At 72.7% G+C, this 19,930-nt stretch carries 20 protein-coding genes; 8 read left to right on the top strand and 12 right to left on the bottom strand.

From position 1 onward, the window contains the following. Positions 1-336: 336 nt before the first annotated feature. A complete protein-coding gene (locus ACIBLC_RS21560) occupies positions 337-1,068 on the bottom strand; it encodes a VIT1/CCC1 transporter family protein (RefSeq protein ID WP_399212678.1) in 732 nt (243 codons plus the stop codon). A gap of 301 nt (positions 1,069-1,369) precedes the next feature. Here ACIBLC_RS21560 and ACIBLC_RS21555 point away from each other — a divergent pair, with 301 nt between their 5' ends. From ACIBLC_RS21555 to ACIBLC_RS21525, 7 genes are read left to right on the top strand one after another with little or no spacing between them, the layout of a single operon-like run. Continuing rightward, complete coding sequence (locus ACIBLC_RS21555) at positions 1,370-2,638, top strand: ADP-ribosylglycohydrolase family protein (protein ID WP_399212676.1); 1,269 nt, start codon at positions 1,370-1,372, stop codon at positions 2,636-2,638. Next, positions 2,635-3,933, top strand: a complete 1,299-nt coding sequence (locus ACIBLC_RS21550; RefSeq protein ID WP_399212675.1) for an ADP-ribosylglycohydrolase family protein — start codon at positions 2,635-2,637, stop codon at positions 3,931-3,933. The genes ACIBLC_RS21555 and ACIBLC_RS21550 overlap by 4 nt, the downstream gene beginning before the upstream one ends. 7 nt (positions 3,934-3,940) lie before the next feature. Then, positions 3,941-5,095: an ADP-ribosylglycohydrolase family protein gene (locus ACIBLC_RS21545; protein WP_399212673.1), complete on the top strand. Its 1,155-nt coding sequence runs from the start codon at positions 3,941-3,943 to the stop codon at positions 5,093-5,095. Further along, positions 5,092-6,471, top strand: a complete 1,380-nt coding sequence (locus tag ACIBLC_RS21540; protein ID WP_399212672.1) for an ADP-ribosylglycohydrolase family protein — start codon at positions 5,092-5,094, stop codon at positions 6,469-6,471. The genes ACIBLC_RS21545 and ACIBLC_RS21540 overlap by 4 nt, the downstream gene beginning before the upstream one ends. Then, a complete protein-coding gene (rbsK, locus tag ACIBLC_RS21535) occupies positions 6,468-7,379 on the top strand; it encodes a ribokinase (protein ID WP_399212671.1) in 912 nt (303 codons plus the stop codon). Before ACIBLC_RS21540 ends, rbsK begins: the two co-directional genes overlap by 4 nt. Beyond that, positions 7,376-8,578 (top strand): CaiB/BaiF CoA transferase family protein, encoded by a 1,203-nt coding sequence (locus ACIBLC_RS21530; RefSeq protein WP_399212847.1) that lies wholly within the window; start codon positions 7,376-7,378, stop codon positions 8,576-8,578. Before rbsK ends, ACIBLC_RS21530 begins: the two co-directional genes overlap by 4 nt. Further along, positions 8,575-9,408 (top strand): HpcH/HpaI aldolase/citrate lyase family protein, encoded by an 834-nt coding sequence (locus tag ACIBLC_RS21525; protein ID WP_399212670.1) that lies wholly within the window; start codon positions 8,575-8,577, stop codon positions 9,406-9,408. Before ACIBLC_RS21530 ends, ACIBLC_RS21525 begins: the two co-directional genes overlap by 4 nt. Before the next feature lie 374 nt (positions 9,409-9,782). Here the strand turns inward: ACIBLC_RS21525 and lgt are convergent, their stop codons facing one another. From lgt to hisI, 11 genes are all read right to left on the bottom strand, one after another. Beyond that, positions 9,783-10,832 (bottom strand): prolipoprotein diacylglyceryl transferase, encoded by a 1,050-nt coding sequence (gene lgt, locus ACIBLC_RS21520; protein WP_399212669.1) that lies wholly within the window; start codon positions 10,830-10,832, stop codon positions 9,783-9,785. 119 nt (positions 10,833-10,951) lie between these two features. Then, on the bottom strand, positions 10,952-11,728 hold the full coding sequence (locus tag ACIBLC_RS21515) for a DsbA family protein (RefSeq protein ID WP_399212668.1): 777 nt from the start codon (positions 11,726-11,728) through the stop codon (positions 10,952-10,954). A gap of 102 nt (positions 11,729-11,830) precedes the next feature. Next, positions 11,831-12,646 carry a tryptophan synthase subunit alpha gene (gene trpA / locus ACIBLC_RS21510; RefSeq protein WP_399212667.1) on the bottom strand — a complete coding sequence of 272 codons (816 nt, stop codon included), beginning with the start codon at positions 12,644-12,646 and terminating at the stop codon, positions 11,831-11,833. Continuing rightward, entirely contained in the window at positions 12,643-13,929 is a 1,287-nt protein-coding gene (gene trpB / locus ACIBLC_RS21505) for a tryptophan synthase subunit beta (protein ID WP_399212666.1), read from the bottom strand. Before trpB ends, trpA begins: the two co-directional genes overlap by 4 nt. Positions 13,930-14,139: 210 nt before the next feature. Next, positions 14,140-14,331 (bottom strand): tryptophan biosynthesis modulator TrpM, encoded by a 192-nt coding sequence (trpM, locus tag ACIBLC_RS21500; protein WP_399212846.1) that lies wholly within the window; start codon positions 14,329-14,331, stop codon positions 14,140-14,142. Positions 14,332-14,521: 190 nt separating this feature from the next. Continuing rightward, positions 14,522-15,331, bottom strand: coding sequence for an indole-3-glycerol phosphate synthase TrpC (trpC, locus tag ACIBLC_RS21495; RefSeq protein ID WP_399212665.1), 810 nt, complete (start codon positions 15,329-15,331; stop codon positions 14,522-14,524). A gap of 175 nt (positions 15,332-15,506) precedes the next feature. Next, a complete protein-coding gene (locus ACIBLC_RS21490; protein WP_399212664.1) occupies positions 15,507-15,962 on the bottom strand; it encodes a DUF2752 domain-containing protein in 456 nt (151 codons plus the stop codon). Between the two features lie 92 nt (positions 15,963-16,054). Continuing rightward, positions 16,055-16,294 carry an HGxxPAAW family protein gene (locus tag ACIBLC_RS21485; RefSeq protein WP_399212662.1) on the bottom strand — a complete coding sequence of 80 codons (240 nt, stop codon included), beginning with the start codon at positions 16,292-16,294 and terminating at the stop codon, positions 16,055-16,057. Positions 16,295-16,474: 180 nt separating this feature from the next. Next, on the bottom strand, positions 16,475-17,128 hold the full coding sequence (locus tag ACIBLC_RS21480) for a TIGR02234 family membrane protein (RefSeq protein ID WP_399212661.1): 654 nt from the start codon (positions 17,126-17,128) through the stop codon (positions 16,475-16,477). 52 nt (positions 17,129-17,180) lie between these two features. Beyond that, on the bottom strand, positions 17,181-18,659 hold the full coding sequence (locus ACIBLC_RS21475) for an anthranilate synthase component I (protein ID WP_399212660.1): 1,479 nt from the start codon (positions 18,657-18,659) through the stop codon (positions 17,181-17,183). Positions 18,660-18,670: 11 nt separating this feature from the next. Then, positions 18,671-19,084, bottom strand: coding sequence for a phosphoribosyl-AMP cyclohydrolase (gene hisI / locus ACIBLC_RS21470; RefSeq protein ID WP_399212659.1), 414 nt, complete (start codon positions 19,082-19,084; stop codon positions 18,671-18,673). A 154-nt stretch (positions 19,085-19,238) separates the two neighbouring features. Here hisI and ACIBLC_RS21465 point away from each other — a divergent pair, with 154 nt between their 5' ends. Then, the gene (locus tag ACIBLC_RS21465; protein ID WP_399212658.1) at positions 19,239-19,874 is read left to right on the top strand and encodes a TIGR03085 family metal-binding protein; all 636 of its coding nucleotides are present in this window, start codon (positions 19,239-19,241) and stop codon (positions 19,872-19,874) included. The last annotated feature ends 56 nt before the right edge of the window (positions 19,875-19,930 follow it).

The raw sequence follows: 19,930 nt of genomic DNA, 5'->3' as shown, positions 1-19,930 counted from the left end.
GTGTGCCGAGGGACGACTCTGGCCCTCTGCTTTATGTGCGCAAAATTTCGTGCAGGTTACATGATGGGGCGGTTCTCGGTAACCGGATACCACGTTCCAACATGCGGACACCGGGGAGTCGCGGCGGGGTTCCGCGCAGCGGTGGTTTCAAGGGGGGTCTAAGCGGACAGATCGTTGTCCGTCGACCCGGAGCGTGGCGGACGACTTCACCCGCCACGGTTGTGCGGAGCAGGCTCCATTACCCACAGCGCTTACGGGTCATGCCCAGTGGTTAAGCGTTCGAAACCGCCGAGTAACGACTACTTATGCAGTCGATTGCATAAGTGGCCGACCAAGTCATCCTACGGCCGCGCCGAACAGACTGCCCAGGGCGTACGTCACACCCGCCGCGGCGGCTCCGAGAGCGAGCTGCCGCAGCCCGCTGTACCACCAGGTCCGCGCCGTCACCCTGGCCACGAGCGCGCCGCACGCGAAGAGGCCGATCAGCGCGAGGAGCAGCGCGGGCCACAGGGCGGTCGCGCCGAGGAGGTAGGGCAGTACGGGGAGCAGGGCGCCCAGCGCGAAGGCGCCGAAGCTCGACACCGCGGCGACGCCCGGGGAGGGCAGGTCACCCGGGTCGATGCCCAGCTCCTCGCGGGCGTGTATCTCCAGGGCCTGTTCGGGGTCGCGGGACAGCTGCCGGGCGACCTCGCGCGCCAGCCCCTCCTCGACACCGCGCCCCTGATACAGCTCGGCGAGCTCCCGTTCCTCGTCCTTCGGGTGCTTTCTCAACTCCCGCCGCTCTACGTCGAGTTCGGCCTCGACGAGTTCGCGCTGCGAGGCGACGGAGGTGTACTCGCCGGCCGCCATGGAGAAGGCGCCGGCCGCGAGACCGGCCAGTCCGGTGATCACGATCGTCCGGTGCGAGACGGCACCGCCCGCGACGCCGGTCATGAGCGCCAGGTTGGAGACCAGGCCGTCCATCGCGCCGAACACCGCCGGGCGCAGCCAGCCGCCGTTGACGTCCCGGTGGGTGTGGTTGTCACGGTGCGCCTCGTGCAGCGTCGCCTCGGTCTCGATGATGGCCATGTCGGCCCCCTCGCGTCACTTGATTTGGACTGGTTCTACTCTTTGACAACGCCCAAACTACGCCGATAATTTCGAGCTCGCCAGCAAGGAAAGGCTGCGCTTAGCTGCACGTTTACGGTTTTTCGCTCATCCGTGCCAGGTGACGCCCAGATGTCGACCGGGTGATGCTGAGGCGCGTGAGGCTCTGCTGAACCGCGGAAGTGGGACAGATCCGCAAAGGGTTCCGCGCGGGTCTCCCAGGCTCTTGCGCGTCGACTCGTCGCGAACCGCGGCGATGGAGCCCTGAGAGGAGAAGCACCGTATGGCTTCCATCGCCTGCATTCCCTCGGCCCCGGCCCCCGGCGACGCCGCCGGACTCCGCGAACGGGCGCGCGGCGCGCTGCTCGGCCTCGCCGTCGGAGACGCGCTGGGCGCGCCCGCCGAGAACATGAAACCGTCCGAGATCCGTGCGAAGTGGGGGCGGATCACGGGGTACGTCGCCGAGAACCCGGCCGGGACCGACGACACCGAGTACGCGATCTTCTCGGGCCTGCTGCTGGCCCGGCACGGCTCGGCGCTCACCGTGGCCCATGTCGAGGCGGCCTGGCACCAGTGGATCGCGGACCAGGACGAGGGCCCGTTCCGGGGCGCCGGTTTCAGCGAACGGGGCACCCTGGAGAACCTCCGCCGCGGTCTCGCCGCGCCGATCTCCGCGCAGCACCGGCATGCCTGGAGCGACGGGCTGGCGATGCGCGCGGCGCCCTTCGGCGTCTTCGCCGCGGGCCGCCCCGCCGAGGCGGCCCGGCTGGTGGCGATCGACGGCTCGGTGAGCCACGAGGGGGAGGGCATCTACGGCGGCCAGGCGGTCGCGGCGGGTGTCGCGGCGGCGATGGCGGGCGCCCCGGCCATCGCCGTCGTCGCCTCGGCACTGGCCGTCATCCCCGACGACTCCTGGACCGCCCGTTCGCTGCGCCGCGCGGTCGCCGTCGCCCACCGCGGCGAGCGCGCGGTCCGCTCCGCGGTCGTGATCGGCGGCTATCCGTGGACCGACCTCGCCCCCGAGGCCGTCGCCCTCGCCTTCGGCGCGTACGCCGCCGCCGACGGCGACTTCACCGAGTCCGTCCTCACCGCGGTGAACATGGGCCGCGACGCGGACACCACGGCCGCGGTGGCGGGCGCCCTGGCGGGAGCGACCCGGGGCGCCTCCTCGATCCCGGCCGCCTGGGCCGCGGCGATCGGCCCCGCCCGCGGCAGCTGCCTCCCCTCCATGGAGGGCCACCACGTCCTGGACATCGCGGAACTCCTCACCCCGGGAGACGACAGCAAGTGGGGCGCGGTCGGCGTACGAGATCCAGCGACCGGCTGGCAGCCCCTGGCCCGGGATCCCCGCGCGCTCGCCACCACCGAGAAGCCGGATTCCTACGCGCTCGTCGCCACCGGGGAGCCAGATCCCCGCGCGTTCATCGACGCCGGGGAGCCAGATCCCCGCGCGTTCATCGACGCCGGGGAGCCAGATTCCCCCGCGCTCGTCGCCGACAGGACGCCGGATCCCCGCGCGCTCGCCTCCGGCGAAGAGGGAGCACAGCGATGAGCCCCGGGCTGCTCGGGAACGACCCGAGCGAGGCCTCCGGCGAGGGGGCGACGGCAACGGAGCTCGAGGCGGCGGGTGCCGCCGACTCGGCCCGCTCCGCGAGCACCGCTCACCCGGCGGCTGCCGCCACCACGGCGGCTCCCGTCCCCGGCGCCGCGAGAGTCGCCGCCCCCTCGGGGCGCCCCCGCCGCATCGAAGGCCTCCTTCTCGGGCTTGCCGCGGGGGACGCCGCGGGGTGGCCCGCGGCGCGGCATCGGGCGGCGCGGATGCCTGAGTGGACGCGGCGGCTGACACGGGAGCTGGACACGTTCGCGGAGCAGAACGCGACGACGACGCTGCCGGTGCCGATCGCGTTGAACCAGCCGCCGGAGCCGCTCCGGCTCGGTCCGTCGGACGACGCGGAGTGGGCGGCGTTCGCGGCGGAGGCGGTACTGCGGGCCGGGGACGCGAGCGCGCTCGGGGACCTGAGCCGGGAGCGGCGGATGCGCGCGTCCATCGACCTGTCGTGGAACGCGATCGCCAGCGAGGTCGCCGCCGCGGCCGACCGCGCCCCCGAGGTCGAGTCCGCCCTGCTCCCCCTCCGCGCCCGGATCTCCGTACGGGCCGGCCTCGGCAACCTCGCCACCGGCCTGCGCCCGCCCGCCACCGGCCACGACAACCCCCACTACTTCGACGACGCGGCCTGCGTACGGGCCTGCGTGCTCGCGGTCGCCCACCCGGGCGACCCCCGAATCGCCGCCGAACTCGCCGAGTTCGACGCCCGCTACACCCAGGACGGCGACGGCGTGCACGGCGCCCGCGCGATGGCCGCCGCCATCTCGCTCGCCCTCGCAGGCGCCGACGTCGACGCCTGCGCGGACGCCGCACTCGCCGAACTCCCCGAGTCGACGGAGATCGGCCGCAACGCCCGGCACGCGCTGAAGCTGGCTCGCGCCAGCGAGGGCACCTTCGCCCTGATCCCCCTACTGGAACACCAGATCGTCGATCACGTGTACAGCTACGGCATCGCGGCGGCGGAAACCGTCCCCGTCGCCCTCGCCCTCGCCACCGCCGCGCGAGGCCGGATCGCCGAGGCGGTGCCCGCCGCCGCCTGTCTGTCCCGGGTGGCCGACTCGGCCCCCGCCCTCGCCGGCGCACTCACCGGTGCCCTCGGCGGTGGGGCCGCGATCCCGGCCGCCTGGCGCGACGCCTGCCGCACCCTCTCCGGCTGCGCCCTGCCCCGGCTGACCGGCACCGATCTGATCGGACTCGCCGATCTCCTCGAAGCGACGGAACTGGCCGCCCCAGAGGGATGATTCGGGCATGACGCCCAAAGGAGCAGCAAGTCTGGAAGAGCGGATCACCGGAAGCCTCGTCGGTGCCGCCGTGGGTGACGCCCTCGGCGGCCCCGTCGAGGGCTACACCCCCGCGCAGATCGTGGAACGGCACGGCGGCCGGGTGCGCGGCATCGTCGGCCCCTGGAACGGTGACTCCTGGCGCACCGCCCGCCCCATCGCGCCGTACCACAAGGGCGAAGGACACGTCACCGACGACACCCTGATGACCCACGCGCTGGTACGTGTGTACGCCACGGTCCGCGACCACCTCGACGCGTACGCCGTCGCCGAGCATTTGGTCCCCGACCTGATGGGCACCCCGCGCTGGATCCCCGAGCTGGAGGCCGAGGCTCTCCCCCTCCAACGGATCTTCCTCGCGGAGAAGTGGCTGGTCGCCCGCCTCCACTACGGACACATCGACCCTCGGGAGGCGGGCACCGGCAACATCGTCAACTGCGGTGCCGCGATGTACATGGCCCCGGTCGGCCTGGTCAACGCCGCCAACCCGGCGGGAGCGTACGCCGAGGCACTCGACATCGCGGGCGCCCACCAGTCGTCGTACGGCCGCGAGGCCGCCGGCGTCTTCGCGGCGGCGGTGGCGGCGGCCTGCGTACCGGGCGCGACGCCGGACTCGGTCGTCGCCGCGTGTCTGGAACTGGCGAAGGACGGCACGCGCACCGCCATCGAGGCGGTCTGCGAAGTCGCCGCCCGCCACACCAACTTCGAGTCGGCGCTCGACCCGCTCCGCGAGGCGGTGGCCCCGTACGACACGGTGGGCCCCGACTACCGGTCCCCCTCCCTCGGCGCCCGCCGCCCCTCCCGGCTGCACTCCATCGAGGAACTCCCCATCGCCCTGGGCATGTTGGTCATCGCGGGCGGCGACTACGGCCACGCGGTCCTCGGCTCCGTGAACTACGGCCGCGACTGCGACTCCATCGCCACCATGTCCGGCGCCATCGCCGGCGCCCTCGGCTCGGAGATCCCCCGCGACTGGGCCAAGACGGTCGCGGAGTCGAGCCGCCTCGACCTCGACGCTCCCGCGAGGTCGCTCACCGAGGTGACCCAGGAGATCTTCGAACGGGACGTACGGCGCAGGCGAGCGCACGAGTCGGCGTACGCCGTGCTGGCGGACCGACGGTGACCGCCCTCCGCCTCACCTGGGTCCAGCCCGAGGACCTCCTCGGCCACGAACTCGCCCAGGCCACCCAGGACGGCCGCGACCCGTCAGCGATCGCGGCACGCTGGCGCGCGGCGGGCGGTGCGGAAGCCCCGTCCCGGGCGGGAGCGTCCCCGTCTCCGGCTGCACCGCGCCTCCGGGCACTGGCGGAAGACCTACTGGACGAACTGGCGCGCCTGCCGGGCGAGTTGGGGGACACAGAACCCACGGGCCCGGCCGAGATCAAGGCCCTCTGCCCGAACTGGCCCTCCCCCGCCGTGCCCGCGCCCGCCCCCGCCCAGGCCCGCCTGGAAGCCGCCTGGCTGGGCCGAGCCGCAGGCTGCCTGCTCGGCAAACCGGTGGAGAAGCTCCCCCTGCGAGGGATCCGGGACCTCGCCCGAGCCGCCGGCAACTGGCCGCTGCGCACCTGGTTCACCGCCCGGGGCGTCCCCGGGGAGCTCACCCGCGCCCACCCCTGGAACAGGCGCTCCGCCCCCACCTCCCTCGCCGAGAACATCGACGGCATGCCGGAGGACGACGACCTCAACTACCCGCTCCTGAACCTCCTGTTGCTCCAGCGGAACGGCAGGGACTTCACGACCGCGGACGTCGCCCGGCTCTGGCTGGACGAACTCCCCGCGGGCCGTACGTTCACCGCGGAACGCGTCGCCTACCGCAACCTCCTCACCGGCGTCGAACCGCCGGAGACGGCCCGCCACCGCAACCCGTTCCGCGAATGGATCGGCGGCCTGATCCGCGCGGACGTACACGGCTGGACCAACCCGGGCGACCCGGCGACCGCCGCGGACCAGGCGTACCGCGACGCCACCCTCACCCACACCGCGAACGGCGTCTACGCGGCGATGTTCACGGCCGCCACCATCGCCGAGGCGGCCACCGGAACGAGCGACATCCACGCCTGTCTCCGCACCGGACTCACCGTCGTACCCCCCGCCTCCCGCTTGGCCAAGGCGATCCACCACGCCGTCCAACTCGCCTGCACCACCGACGACTTCGACGCGGTCGTGGACGAACTCCACAGCGTCCACAGCACCTACCACTGGGTCCACGCCATCCCCAACACCGCCCTGATCGCCGCGGCCCTCACCCACGCCGACGGCGACTTCTCCGGCTCCATCTGCCGTGCGGTGTCGGGTGGTTGGGACACGGACTCGAACGGCGCGACGGCCGGAAGCGTCGCGGGTCTGCTCGCGGGAGACCCCGCCGCACTGCCCGACCGCTGGACCAGCCCGCTCAAGAACCGTCTGGCCACCTCGGTCGCCGACTTCGACGGCACCGGCTTCGACAACCTCGCCCGACTGACGCACCTGCTCACCCGCCGGGAGGCACCCCGCCCATGACCCATATCGCCGTGCTCGGCAGCACGAACATGGACCTCGTCGCATACGTCGCCAAGGCCCCGCAGCGCGGAGAGACCGTGACCGGACGGGAGTTCCGGACGATCTCCGGCGGCAAGGGCGCCAACCAGGCGGTGGCCGCGGTGCACGCGGGTGCCGACGTCTCGTTGATCGGCGCGGTGGGCGTCGACGCCTTCGGCAGCCAACTCCGTTCCACGCTGGAGCACTCGGGGGTGAACACCGATCATCTGCGCACCACCGAGGGCCCGTCCGGCACCGCGCACATCGTCGTCGACGACGAGGGCGGCAACGCGATCGTCGTCATCCCCGGCGCGAACAGCACGGTCACCGCGCTCGCCCCCGGCGACGAGGGGCTCATCGCCACCGCCGACGCGCTTCTCCTCCAGCTCGAGATCCCGCGCTCCGCGGTCCTCGCGGGCGCCGAGGCCGCGCGCAGCCACGGCGTACGCACCATCCTGACCCCGTCCCCCGTCCAGCCACTGCCACCCGAACTCCTCTCCGCCATCGACCTGTTGGTGCCCAACGAACACGAGGCCGCCGCACTCACCGGCGCCACCGACCCCCGCGCCGCGGCCGTCGCGCTGCTCGACCAGGTCCCGGAGGTCGTCATCACCCTGGGAGCGGCGGGCAGCCTGTACGCGGCCCGGGGCGTTGAGCCCCTGAGCGTGCCCGCGCCCTCGGTGACCGCCGTGGACTCGACCGGCGCGGGCGACACCTTCGTCGGCACCCTCGCGGTGGCGCTCGCCGAGGGCCGGGAGATGCCGGAGGCCCTCGCCTGGGCGTCGGTGGCCGCCGCCCTGTCGGTGCAGCGGATCGGGGCCTCGTCCTCGATGCCCTACCGTTCCGAGATCGAGGCCCAGGCCGCGCTGCATCCGTGGCCCGCCTCATGACCGCGCACCCGGGGCAGGCACCCCTCACCGGCCTGCGCGTTCTCGACCTCGCCACCCTCTTCGCCGGCCCGCTCGCCGCGACGATGCTCGGCGACTTCGGCGCGGAGGTCATCAAGATCGAGCATCCGGCCAAGCCCGACCCGTCGCGCGGGCACGGCCCGTCGAAGGACGGCGTCGGCCTCTGGTGGAAGCTCCTCGGCCGCAACAAGCGCACCATCACCCTCGACCTGTCGAAGCCGGGCGGCCGCGAGACCCTGCTCCGCCTCGCCGCCACCGCCGACGTGGTCATCGAGAACTTCCGCCCCGGCACGCTGGAGAGGTGGGACCTCGGCTGGGAGGAGCTCTCGGCGGCGAACCCCCGTCTCGTGCTCGCCCGGGTCACCGGCTTCGGCCAGTTCGGCCCGTACGCGCACCGCCCCGGCTTCGGCACGCTCGCGGAGGCGATGAGCGGTTTCGCCGCGATCACCGGCGAGCCGGACGCACCGCCGACCCTGCCGCCCTTCGGCCTGGCCGACTCGATCGCGGGCCTGGCGACGGCGTACGCCGTGATGACCGCGCTGACGGCTCGCGAGCGCACCGGCGAGGGCCAGGTCGTCGACATGGCGATCATCGAACCGATCCTGACCGTCCTCGGCCCGCAGCCGCTCTGGTACGACCAGTTGGGCCACGTCCAGCCCCGCACCGGCAACCGCTCCGCGAACAACGCGCCGCGCAACACCTATCGGACGGCGGACGGTTCCTGGGTCGCGGTCTCCACCTCCGCCCAGTCGATCGCGGAACGCCTGATGCGGCTGGTCGGCCGCCCGGAGCTGATCGACGAGCCGTGGTTCGCGACCGGCGCGGACCGCGCGCGTCACGCGGACGTCCTGGACGAGGCGGTCGGCACGTGGATCGCGGGCCGCACCCGCGCGGAGGTCCTGGGGGCCTTCGAGAAGGCGGAGGCGGCGGTGGCTCCGATCCAGGACGTACGGGACGTGATGACGGACCCGCAGTACGAGGCGCTGGGCACCCTCACCACCGTCGACGACCCCGAGCTGGGCCCCCTCCGCATGCAGAACGTCCTCTTCCGGCTCTCCTCCACCCCCGGCGCGATCCACTGGGCGGGCCGCCCGCACGGCGCCGACACGGAGACGGTCCTCACCGAACTCGGCCTGACGGAAGGGGAGATCGACACCCTGCGATCGGAGGGCGCCCTGTGACCGCCCCCCTCCCGCTGACCTGGCTGTACGTTCCCGGCGACCGTCCGGAGACCGTCGCCAAGGCGCTGGTGTCCGGCTCGGACGTCGTCCTCGTCGACCTGGAGGACGCGGTCGCCCCGGACCGCAAGGAGTACGCCCGCGCGGCCACCGCGGAACTCCTCTCCGACTCCCCGCCGGTACCGGTCCACGTCCGCGTGAACGCCCTGGACAGCCCCTACGCGGAGGCCGACCTCAGGACCCTCTCCCCGCTGCCCGGCCTGGCGGGACTCCGCCTGCCCAAGGTGACCTCGCCGGCCGAGGTCGTACGGGTCGCGGAGGGCGCGCCCTCCTCCGGCGGAGGTGCGATCCCGCTGTACGCCCTCCTGGAAACGGCCCTCGGTGTGGAACAGGCCTTCGCCATCGCCGCCTCCCACCGGGCGCTGCGCGGCATCGCGCTCGGCGAGGCGGACCTACGGGCGGACCTGGGCGTACGGGGGGACGCGGGCCTGGACTGGTCCCGCGCCCGGGTGGTCGTGGCCGCCCGCGCCGCCGGTCTGGCCCCGCCCGCCCAGTCCGTCTACCCCGACATCCGCGACCTCGAAGGCCTCGCAGCTTCCTGCGCCCACGGCCGCGACCTCGGCTTCCTTGGCCGCACGGCCATCCACCCCCGCCAGCTCCCGGTCATCGAGCGGGCCTACCTCCCGGCCCCGGAGGAGATCGAGACCGCTGAGGCCATCCTCAAAGCAGCCGCCGCCGACCCGGGCGCCCAGGCCCTCCCCGACGGCAGCTTCGTGGACGCGGCGGTCGTGGCCGCCGCCCACCGCACCCTGACCCTGGCCCGCCGCCGCTGAACCGGCGCCCCGAAGCAGCCACCCGCGGGGCTTCGGCGGATTCACCGAGCCCGCCGCACCGTCGAGCACTCGCGCGGCGGATGCCCGACGGAGCCGCCGACGCCGAACCGGCGACCCCGAAGACGCCACCCGCGGGCTCCGGCGGGACCGCCGAGTCCGCCGAACCCGCGCGCACTCCCACGGCAGGTCCCGGCTCACTCCGGCGGCGCCGCCGACTCCACCCACCACGGCGAACGGCGGCACCTCCGACTCCCGCCGCGACAGCGGGCACCCCCGCGCTGGGTTCCGGCGGGGCCTGCCGGAACTCGTCGCCCGCACGACGAGAAGGGCGCCGAATCCTGGATTCGGCGCCCTTCTCGTCGTACAGAAACCCGTCAGGCCTTCTTGGCCGACTCCGCCTCGGCCTCGGCCTCGGCCTCCGAGACCTTGCCGGACTCCGGGGAGTCGGAGGACTCCTCCGGATCCGCGATCTCCGCGGGCTTCCCGGGCTTCGTCGACTCCTCGGAATCCACCGGCTCCGCGGCCTCGGCCTCGGTGTCGGCCGACTCCGCGGGCTCGCCCTTCTCCAGGTCGACCGCGTCCGCCGCGTCGCCCTCGCCCTCGCCCTCGGCGAGAGGTTCCACGACCTCCTCGCGTCCGGGCCGCATGCGGGCCGACAGCACGAGGTAGACCACCGCGAGGACGAACACCACCATCGCGGTCCAGTTGTTCAGACGCAGGCCCAGGATGTGGTGGGCGTCGTCCACCCGCAGGTACTCGATCCAGAAACGGCCGACGCAGTACGCCGCGACGTACAGCGCGAACGCCCGTCCGTGCCCGAGCTTGAAGCGGCGGTCCGCCCAGATGACCAGGAAGCCGACACCGACGCACCACAGGGACTCGTACAGGAAGGTCGGGTGGTACGTGCCCGGCAGCCGCCCGTCCGTCCCCGAGGTGATCTTCAGCGCCCAGGGGAGATCCGTCGCCTTGCCGTACAGCTCCTGGTTGAACCAGTTGCCCCAGCGTCCGATGGCCTGCGCGAAGACGATGCCGGGAGCGAGGGCGTCCGCCCAGGCGGGCAGCGGGATGCCGCGCCGGCGGCAGCCGATCCACGCACCCACCGCACCGAGTGCGATCGCGCCCCAGATCCCGAGCCCGCCCTCCCAGATCTTGAAGGCGTCCACCCAGTCGCGGCCCTCGCTGAAGTACAGCTCGTAGTCCGTGATCACGTGGTAGAGCCGGCCGCCGACCAGGCCGAACGGCACGGCCCAGACCGAGATGTCGGCCACCGTGCCGGGCCGCCCGCCGCGGGCGATCCAGCGCTTGTTGCCGAGCCAGACGGCTACGAAGACGCCGATGATGATGCAGAACGCGTAGCCGCGCAGCGGAATGGGGCCGAGATGCAGCACACCCTGCGACGGACTGGGAATGAAGGCAATTTCCATGGCAGGGTCGACGCTACCGTGCCGAACGCGGCCCACGGCGGGCGGCCCGGCAACGGCTCCATAACGAGCGGTGCCCCCGGCCTGCGAGAAGCCGGGGGCACCCGCGCCGCGGGAAGGGCTCAGCCCTTGTTCGCCGCCTCCACCATCTGCTTCAGCTTCGCCGGGGTCATCGACTGGTCCGCGTAGATGTTCGTGCCGCCGAGGAGCACGGTCGGCGTGCCGTTGAAACCGCTGGTCTGGAAAGCGGCGCTCGACTTCGCGACCCAGCTGTCGTGCGTTCCGTCGTTGACGCATTTCCGGAACGCGGGTGTGTCCAGACCGTCGACCTTGCCCGCCAGCTCGATGAGCTTGCCGTTGTCGGCGAAGGCGTCGTCGGTCTCCTCGGGCTGGTTCTCGTACAGCACGTCGTGGTACGCGGTGAACTTTCCGGCGTCCTGGGCGCAGGCCGCGGCGTTGGCGGCTTTGCGGGAGCCGCTGCCCCCCATGTTCCCGTCGATGATCGTGACGAGGTGGTACTCGACGTTCAGCCGGCCGGCGTCCACCAGCTCGTGGATCGTCGAACGGTAGGCGCTCTCGAAGGACTTGCACGCCGGGCAGCGGAAGTCCTCCCACACCGTGAGGGTCGACTTGGCGCTGTCCTTCCCCACGGGGATGGCGAGGCTGTTCTTGCCGGTCGCGCCCGAGGGCGTCACGACCGGGCCGGAGGCATCGCTCTTCTTGTCCTTGCCGGAGTTGGCGGCGACGACGCCCACCACCGCGGCCAGGCCAAGGACACAGACCACCGAAGCCCCCACGATCAGCGCGCGCCGGCGCTTCTCCGCGGTCTTCTGCTTCTCTCGCTCGACTGCCAGCCGCTCGCGGGCATTGCGCTTTCCGTCACGGTTCTTCTCGCTCACATCCGGCAGAACGAACCGGGGAGGCGCAGCGCGCCTCCCCGGTCCCAGGTCCACCCGTTCGAGTGAGTGGATTGTCCCCTTCGTACATATAGACGCCGTCTGTTACCGCGCTCCTCGCACACCCTTCGCGAGGTCGGCGGCGAGCGCGCGTACGGCGTCGAGGCCCGCCGGCTCGTCGGGCGCGTCCAGCATCCGCTTCACGAAGGCGGACCCGACGATCACTCCGTCGGCGAAGCCGGCCACCTCGGCGGCCTGCTCGGCGTTGGAGACACCGAGGCCGACACAGACGGGCAGTCCGGTGGTGGCCTTGGTGCGCGCCACCAGGTCCTGCGCCTGCGCGCCCACCGACGCCCGGGTGCCCGTGACGCCCATCAGCGAGGCGGCGTACACGAAGCCGGAGCCCGCCGCGGTGATCTCGGCGAGCCGGTGGTCCTTGCTGCTGGGCGCCACGACGAAGACGGTCGCGAGCCCGTGCTTCTCCGCGTGCTCCCTCCACAGCGCCGACTCCTGTACCGGCAGGTCGGGCAGGATGCACCCGGCGCCGCCCGCCTCGGCCAGTTCGGCGGTGAAGCGCTCGACGCCGTAGCGGTCGATCGGGTTCCAGTACGTCATCACGAGCACCGGCTTGCCGGTGGCCCCGTGCGCCTCGCGGACCGTCCGCATCACGTCGGCGATCTTGACTCCGCCGCGCAGGGCGATGTCGTCGGCGGTCTGGATGACGGGACCGTCCAGGACGGGGTCGCTGTGCGGCAGACCGACCTCGACGATGTCGGCGCCCCCGTCGAAGACGGCCTTGACGGCGGCGATCCCGCCGTCGACGGTGGGGAACCCGGCGGGCAGGTACGCGATGAGCGCGGCCCGGCCCTCCGCCTTGGTGCCGGCGAGCGTGTCGCTCAACAGCCCGATGTTGCCGCTCACTTGGCGTCCCCCTCGATCTCGGCGTTCTCGGCCTCGGCGTCCGCGGCGACGGACGCGTCGGTGTCGTACAGGCCGAAGTAGCGGGCGGCCGTGTCCATGTCCTTGTCGCCGCGGCCGGACAGGTTGATGACGATCAGGCCGTCCTTGCCCAGCTCCCTGCCGACCTCCATGGCGCCGGCCAGCGCGTGGGCGCTCTCGATCGCCGGGATGATGCCCTCGGTGCGGGAGAGCAGGCGCAGAGCCTGCATCGCCGCGTCGTCGGTGACCGCGCGGTACTCGCCGCGGCCGCTGTCCTTGAGGTAGGCGTGCTCGGGTCCGATGCCGGGGTAGTCGAGTCCGGCCGAGATGGAGTACGGCTCGGTGATCTGCCCTTCCTCGTCCTGGAGGACATAGGACCGCGAGCCGTGCAGGATGCCGGGTTCACCGGCGGTGAGAGTCGCCGCGTGCTCCCCGGTCTCCACTCCGTGCCCGGCGGGCTCGCAGCCGACCAGGCGTACGCCGGTGTCGGGGATGAAGGCGTGGAAGAGCCCGATGGCGTTGGAGCCGCCGCCGACGCAGGCGACGGCGGCGTCGGGGAGGCGTCCGGCGCGCTCCAGGATCTGCCGGCGTGTCTCGACCCCGATGACCCGGTGGAAGTCGCGGACCATCGCGGGGAAGGGGTGCGGTCCGGCCACGGTCCCGAAGAGGTAGTGGGTGCCGTCGACGTTGGCCACCCAGTCGCGGAAGGCCTCGTTGATGGCGTCCTTGAGGGTGCGGCTGCCGGACTTCACGGCGACGACCTCGGCGCCCAGCATGCGCATCCGCGCGACGTTGAGTGCCTGCCGCTGGGTGTCGATCTCGCCCATGTAGATGGTGCATTCGAGGCCGAACAGCGCGCAGGCGGTGGCGGTGGCGACGCCGTGCTGGCCCGCCCCGGTCTCCGCGATGACGCGCGTCTTGCCCATCCGCCGGGTGAGCAGTGCCTGCCCGAGGACGTTGTTGATCTTGTGGGATCCGGTGTGGTTGAGGTCTTCCCGCTTCAGGAACACCCTTGCGCCACCGGCGTGTTCGGCGAACCGAGGCACCTCGGTCAGTGCGCTGGGCCGCCCGGTGTAGTGGACGAGCAGATCGTCGAGCTCGCGGGCGAACTCGGGATCCGACTTCGCCTTGTCGTATTCGACGGCGACCTCGTCCACGGCGGCGACCAGCGCCTCCGGGATGAACTTGCCGCCGTACGCGCCGAAGTACCCCTCGGCGCTGGGAACTTGACCCTCGGGGTCGGGAATGAAGAACTCGCTGGGCATGCTGCTACCTCGCAGGGGCGTCGGCCCCGGTTACAGGTCGGACAGAGGTCACGTTATCCGCGTACGCACGCACGCCCGCGGCAACTGGCCGCGCGGGGAAGCCCTTTGCCGGAGCCGGAGTTCCTCAGCCGTGAAGGCGGAGAGCCCCGGCGTGATCCGGCCGTGCCGGGTGGCAGGTCGCCCGGAGGGCGGAACCGGCGGGAGACGGCGTCAGCGTGCGTGGGCGAGGCGCCATCGCATGCCGTTGACCTGGCCCGGCTCATCGCCGATCACATAGCGGACCCGGCGGCCGTGGACCCGGCGCGCGGGTGCCCGGCAGCCGCGCGGGCGGCAGCCCCGGGCGAGGCGGGCGTAGGCGTCCCTGGCCGCGGAGGCAACCGGGAGCGGCGCGGCAGACCGCACACAGGCCGGCACGGCGTGCGAGCCGACGCGGCCCGGGAGCCGCACAGCGGTCCCCCGGCCGGGGCGCGCGACGGGGAGGTCACCCCGGTCCGCCGGCGGCACGGCCGGCCCCACGCGCGCCGAGCCCCCGTCGGGGCACAGGCCCGGACGGAGAGCGGCGGGAGCGTGGGGCGAGGCGGGCACCGGCGGGTCAGCCCCGTCCGTGGCGCAGGGCGGGGTGGGCGCCCGCCGCGACCAGGTCGGAGACGGCGGTCCTGGGGTCGCGGCCGGTGACGAGCGACTCGCCGACCAGCACCGCGTCGGCGCCGGCGTTGGCGTACGCGATGAGGTCGTGCGGACCCCGGACGCCGGACTCGGCGATCTTGACGACGCCGGCCGGGATCTCGGGGGCGACGCGCTCGAAGGTGGAGCGGTCCACCTTGAGGTCCTTCAGATTCCGCGCGTTGACACCGATGACCTTCGCGCCGGCGCCCACCGCCCGCTCGGCCTCGTCCTCGTCGTGCACCTCGACGATCGGCGTGAGCCCGATGGACTCGGCACGCTCGATGAGGGACTCCAGGGCGGGCTGGTCGAGGGCGGCCACGATCAGCAGCGCGAGGTCGGCGCCGTACGCACGGGCCTCCCACAGCTGGTACGACGTGACGATGAAGTCCTTGCGCAGTACGGGGATGTCGACCTTGGCCCGGACGGCCTCCAGGTCGGCCAGCGAACCGCCGAAGCGGCGCTGCTCGGTGAGGACCGAGATGACGGCCGCGCCGCCCGCCTCGTAGTCCGCGGCGAGCCCGGCCGGGTCGGCGATCGCGGCGAGCGCGCCCTTGGACGGGCTGGAGCGCTTGACCTCGCAGATGACCTTGACGCCGTCGCCACGCAGGGCCGCCACGCCGTCCCTGGCAGCCGGAGCCTTCGCCGCGCGCTCCTTGAGCTCGTCGAGGCTGACGAGCGCCTGCCGCTCCGCGAGGTCGGCCCGGACTCCGTCGATGATCTCGTCGAGCACACTCACGCGAGCGGCCCCCTTCCCTGCGGTGAAGAGTTGAAGCGGTCGAGCGGCTGACCCGGGTTCACCGCCTCGGACGGTTGGGACGTGTCAGACGCGTCACTGCGATGGTATCCGGAGGAAGGCCTGGACCTCGCATCCGGTTGACGCCGGTCCCACTACCTGGACCTTTGCCATTTGATCAAGGGTGCAGCCAGCCACCGAAGGGCAGGTTCCGGACAACCGTGAAGACCAGCACCAATGTGCCGATGGTCCACAGGTGGACTCGTCCCAGTTCGATCCGTGCCGGGCGCCCGCGCGCCGACCGGACCACCCAGACGGTCCACACCACTGCGAAGCCCAGGAACGCCACGACGGCGAGCGCGTTGTCCGTGAGCGCCGCCGCGAAGTCACCGTGCACGAAGGCGTGCGCGCTGCGCAGACCGCCGCAGCCGGGGCAGTACGCACCCGTGAGCCGCAGCAGCGGGCAGACGGGGTAGTGGCCCGGCTGGTTGGGGTCGACGGCCCCGACGTAGGCGAAGGCGCCGACGACGGCCGCGAGCACCCCGCCGGGTACGGCGACCCGGCGTAGGACGGTGCCCGCTCCGGACTCGGCGCCCTGTGTCACCCTCTGGGATTCGGCGTTCACCCCACGCATTGTGCCCCCCGCCCGCCCGGAACGCCCGTACGCGCGAGAGGCGGCCCCGGCGAACGCGCCGGAACCGCCTCCCACAGGCTCTACGGGACTGCTCAGCCCTCGACGCCCACGGTCTCGCGGACCGGGTGCGCGGGCTTGGTCTTCGACTTGCCAAGGCCCGCCGCCTGCATGACCAGACCGACGACGCCGCCGAGGGCGACGATGACGAGACCGGCCCAGAAGCCCAGCGGGTCGGCCAGCACCGTGAAGGCACCGGAGACGCAGAAACCGATGAAGGCGATTGTGACACCGGTCCAGGCGGCCGGGGTGTGACCGTGGCTGCTGCCCGCCATGACTTGCTCCTCGTTGCTGTGTATGTGCTGCGTACGTGTGGTGGGTCGGAGGCTCTGGGGCCATTGTCCCGTACTCACGGGACGGCCGTGAGCGGGGGTCACTCCTGCGCGTCGGTTGCGCCGGATCCCTGACGAAGGTCCCGGGGCCGAAGGCCCTCGGGGGCCCGGTCCGCGCGGAGTTCAGGTCCCTGCCGGGTCCGGTCCCGTCGGGTCCTCGCCGCGGTCGAGCGCCTTCCAGATGTCCTCCGGGCGGTCCGGGTCGACCGGCTTGGCCTTGCGCGGCCGGGGGGTCCCGTCGCGCTCGTAGCGGCCCGACATCGTGGGCCACAGCCGGCCGTAGCGCAGCGCCAGCAGCCCCGCGAGGAGGATGAGGACGCCGCCCGCGGCGGCGGCGTAGGGCCAGGCGGTGTGGCTGAGCGCGGCGGCGGTGGCGGCGGTGTCGCCGGAGGCCGCCGCGGCCTTCTCGTCGAGGGCCGAGCTGTCACCGGCGCCGAGCACGGCCGCGACGACGATGCCCGCTCCGACGAGCGCGAGCAGCGCGGAGACGAGGGAGCGGCCGGAGCGGCGGACCGCGAAGACGGCGACGAGCGCGGCGAGGCCCACTATCGCGAGCGCCGCGGGCACGCCCGTGACGTCGCTGCCCGAGGCGGTCAGCGGAAAGTCGCCACCGGCCACCGAGGCGGTGCCCGACGCCCAGTTCTGCCGGGTCGACAGCAGCGCCATGGCCGCGCCGAGGGCGCCGCTGAGCAGGGCTGCGGCAAGGCTGCGGCGGCCGGACCCGGTGGGTCCCGCGGCTTCGGATCGGGGGTGCGGAACAGCAGTCACGTACTCCACTATCGCCTGAACCCCGGGCGATACGTCACCCGGGGTTCACGTGAGTCTTGTCCTATTGCCCGAGCCGGTTCGCCGTGTGCACCGCGCGGAGCACCGCCGCCGCCTTGTTGCGGCACTCGTTGTCCTCCGCGACCGGGTCGGAGTCGGCGACCACGCCCGCCCCGGCCTGTACGTAGGCGGTGCCGTCCCGCAGCAGCGCCGTACGGATGGCGATGGCGGTGTCGGAGTCGCCCGCGAAGTCGAGATAGCCGACGCAGCCGCCGTACAGCCCTCTTCGGGAGGGCTCCAGCTCGTCGATGATCTGCATCGCGCGAGGCTTGGGCGCGCCGGAGAGGGTGCCCGCGGGGAAGCAGGCGGTCAGGACGTCGAAGGCGGTACGTCCCGCCGCGACCCGGCCGGTCACCGTCGAGACGATGTGCATCACGTGGGAGTACCGCTCGATGGACATGAAGTCGACGACCTCGACGGAGCCCGGTTCGCAGACCCGTCCCAGGTCGTTGCGCCCCAGGTCGACGAGCATGAGGTGCTCGGCGCGCTCCTTGGGGTCGGCGATCAGCTCGTCGGCGAGGGCCTGGTCCTCCTGGACGGTGGCGCCGCGCGGCCGGGTGCCCGCGATGGGGTGCGCCATGGCGTGCCCGTCCTCGACCTTGACGAGGGCCTCGGGGGACGAGCCGACGACGTCGAATCCGTCGAAGCGGAAGAGGTACATGTACGGGGAGGGGTTGGTCGCCCGCAGGACTCGGTACACGTCCAACGCGCTTGCCGTGCACGGCGTTTCGAAGCGCTGGGAGGGGACGACCTGGAAAGCCTCCCCGGCCCGGATGCGCTCCTTGATGTCCTCGACGGCGTCCTGGTAGTCCGGGCCGCCCCAGAGCGCGGTGTACTCGGGGAGCTCGGAGGGCGGCAGCGCGGCGGGCGGCTGGGAGACCGCGCGCGAGAGGTCCGCCTCCATGGCGTCCAGGCGGGCGACGGCGTCCGCGTACGCCTCGTCGACCCCCGTGTCGAGGTCGTTGTGGTTGATCGCGTTGGCGATCAGCTGGACCGAGCCGTCCCAGTGGTCCATGACCGCCAGGTCGCTGGTGAGCAGCATGGTCAGCTCGGGGAGCTTGAGGTCGTCGCGCTCGCCGGGGCCGATCTTCTCCAGCCGGCGCACGATGTCGTACCCCAGATAGCCGACCATGCCGCCGGTGAACGGGGGCAGGTCCTCGCCGTGGGGGGTGTGCAGGGCCTCGATGGTGGCGCGCAGCGCGGCGAGCGGGTCCCCGTCGACGGGGACGCCGACGGGCGGGGTGCCGAGCCAGTGCGCCTGCCCGTCCCGCTCGGTGAGCGTCGCGGCCGAGCGGACGCCCACGAAGGAGTAGCGGGACCAGGACCGGCCGTTCTCCGCGGACTCCAGCAGAAAGGTGCCAGGGCGCTCCGCGGCCAGCTTGCGGTAGAGCGCGACCGGCGTGTCGCCGTCCGCGAGGAGCTTGCGGCTGACGGGGATCACACGGCGGTCGGTGGCCAGCTTGCGGAACGTCTCGAGGTCCATGGCGGCTGACCTTACTGATCCAGTGCGGGTACGCCGGAATCGGCGTCCTCGAGGCGTACGTCGAGCAGCACGTCGGCGTCGAAGCAGGTGCGGGCGCCCGTGTGACAGGCCGCGCCGACCTGGTCGACCTTCACCAGGACGGTGTCGGCGTCGCAGTCCAGGGCGACGGACCTCACGTGCTGGAAGTGGCCGGACGTGTCGCCCTTGACCCAGTACTCCTGGCGGCTGCGCGACCAGTACGTGCAGCGGCCAGTGGTGAGCGTGCGATGCAGCGCCTCCTCGTCCATCCAGCCGAGCATGAGCACCTCACCGGTGTCGTACTGCTGGGCGATGGCGGGGACGAGCCCGTCGGCCCCGCGCTTGAGGCGCGCGGCGATCTCGGGGTCCAGGCTGCTGGGCCTGCTGGGCGGGGGCGTACTGGTCATGCGGTCCATTGTGCCGCGCCGGTGGGACACGCCCCGCGGTTGTCCACAGGCCGGACCGGGTACGGTCCGGCCGTTGTCCACAGGGGCGGGCCGCCCGGCCCTACTGGCCGACGTCCACTGGGCGGACGGGTGGGGCGGTCGTACGCTTGCTGGTATGTCGACCCATGCAAAGCGTGAACGACTTCTCCTCGCCGACCTGTTGGAGGCCGAGGGACCGGACGCCCCCACCCTGTGCGAGGGCTGGAACACCCGTGATCTCGCCGCGCACGTGGTGGTGCGCGAGCGCCGCGCCGACGCCGCCGGCGGGACGTGGATCAAACAGCTCGCGCCGCGGCTCGAGCGGGTGATGTCGGAGTTCGCCGAGAAGCCGTACGAGGAGCTGATCCAGCTGATCCGTACGGGGCCGCCGCGCTTCTCCCCGTTCAACCTGAAGCAGATCGACGAGGCGGCGAACACCGTCGAGTTCTACGTCCACACCGAGGACGTACGCCGTGCGCGGCCCGACTGGACGCCCCGGGTGCTGGACTCGGTGTTCCAGGACGCCCTGTGGTCCCGGCTGGAGCGCACGGCCCGGCTGACGGGGCGGGGGGCGCCGACCGGCCTGGTGCTGCGCCGGCCGGACGGCCAGACGGCGGTCGCGCACAAGGGGACACCGGTCGTGACGGTGACCGGCGAGCCCTCGGAGCTGCTGATGTTCGCGTTCGGGCGGCAGAGCGCGGCCGATGTCGAGCTGGAGGGCGACAAGGACGCGATCGCCAAGCTGCACGAGACGAAGCAGCTCGGGCTCTGATCACCGCGATCTGATCGCCGCGCCGGGAGTCCGGCGCGGCGCAGCGGGGCGACGCA

The organism is Streptomyces sp. NPDC050535, assembly GCF_044457665.1.
In the GTDB taxonomy this organism is placed as follows: Bacteria; Actinomycetota; Actinomycetes; order Streptomycetales; family Streptomycetaceae; genus Streptomyces.
The sequence above is the reverse complement of the archived record's forward strand: the minus strand, read 5'-3'. Positions and strand labels throughout refer to the sequence as shown.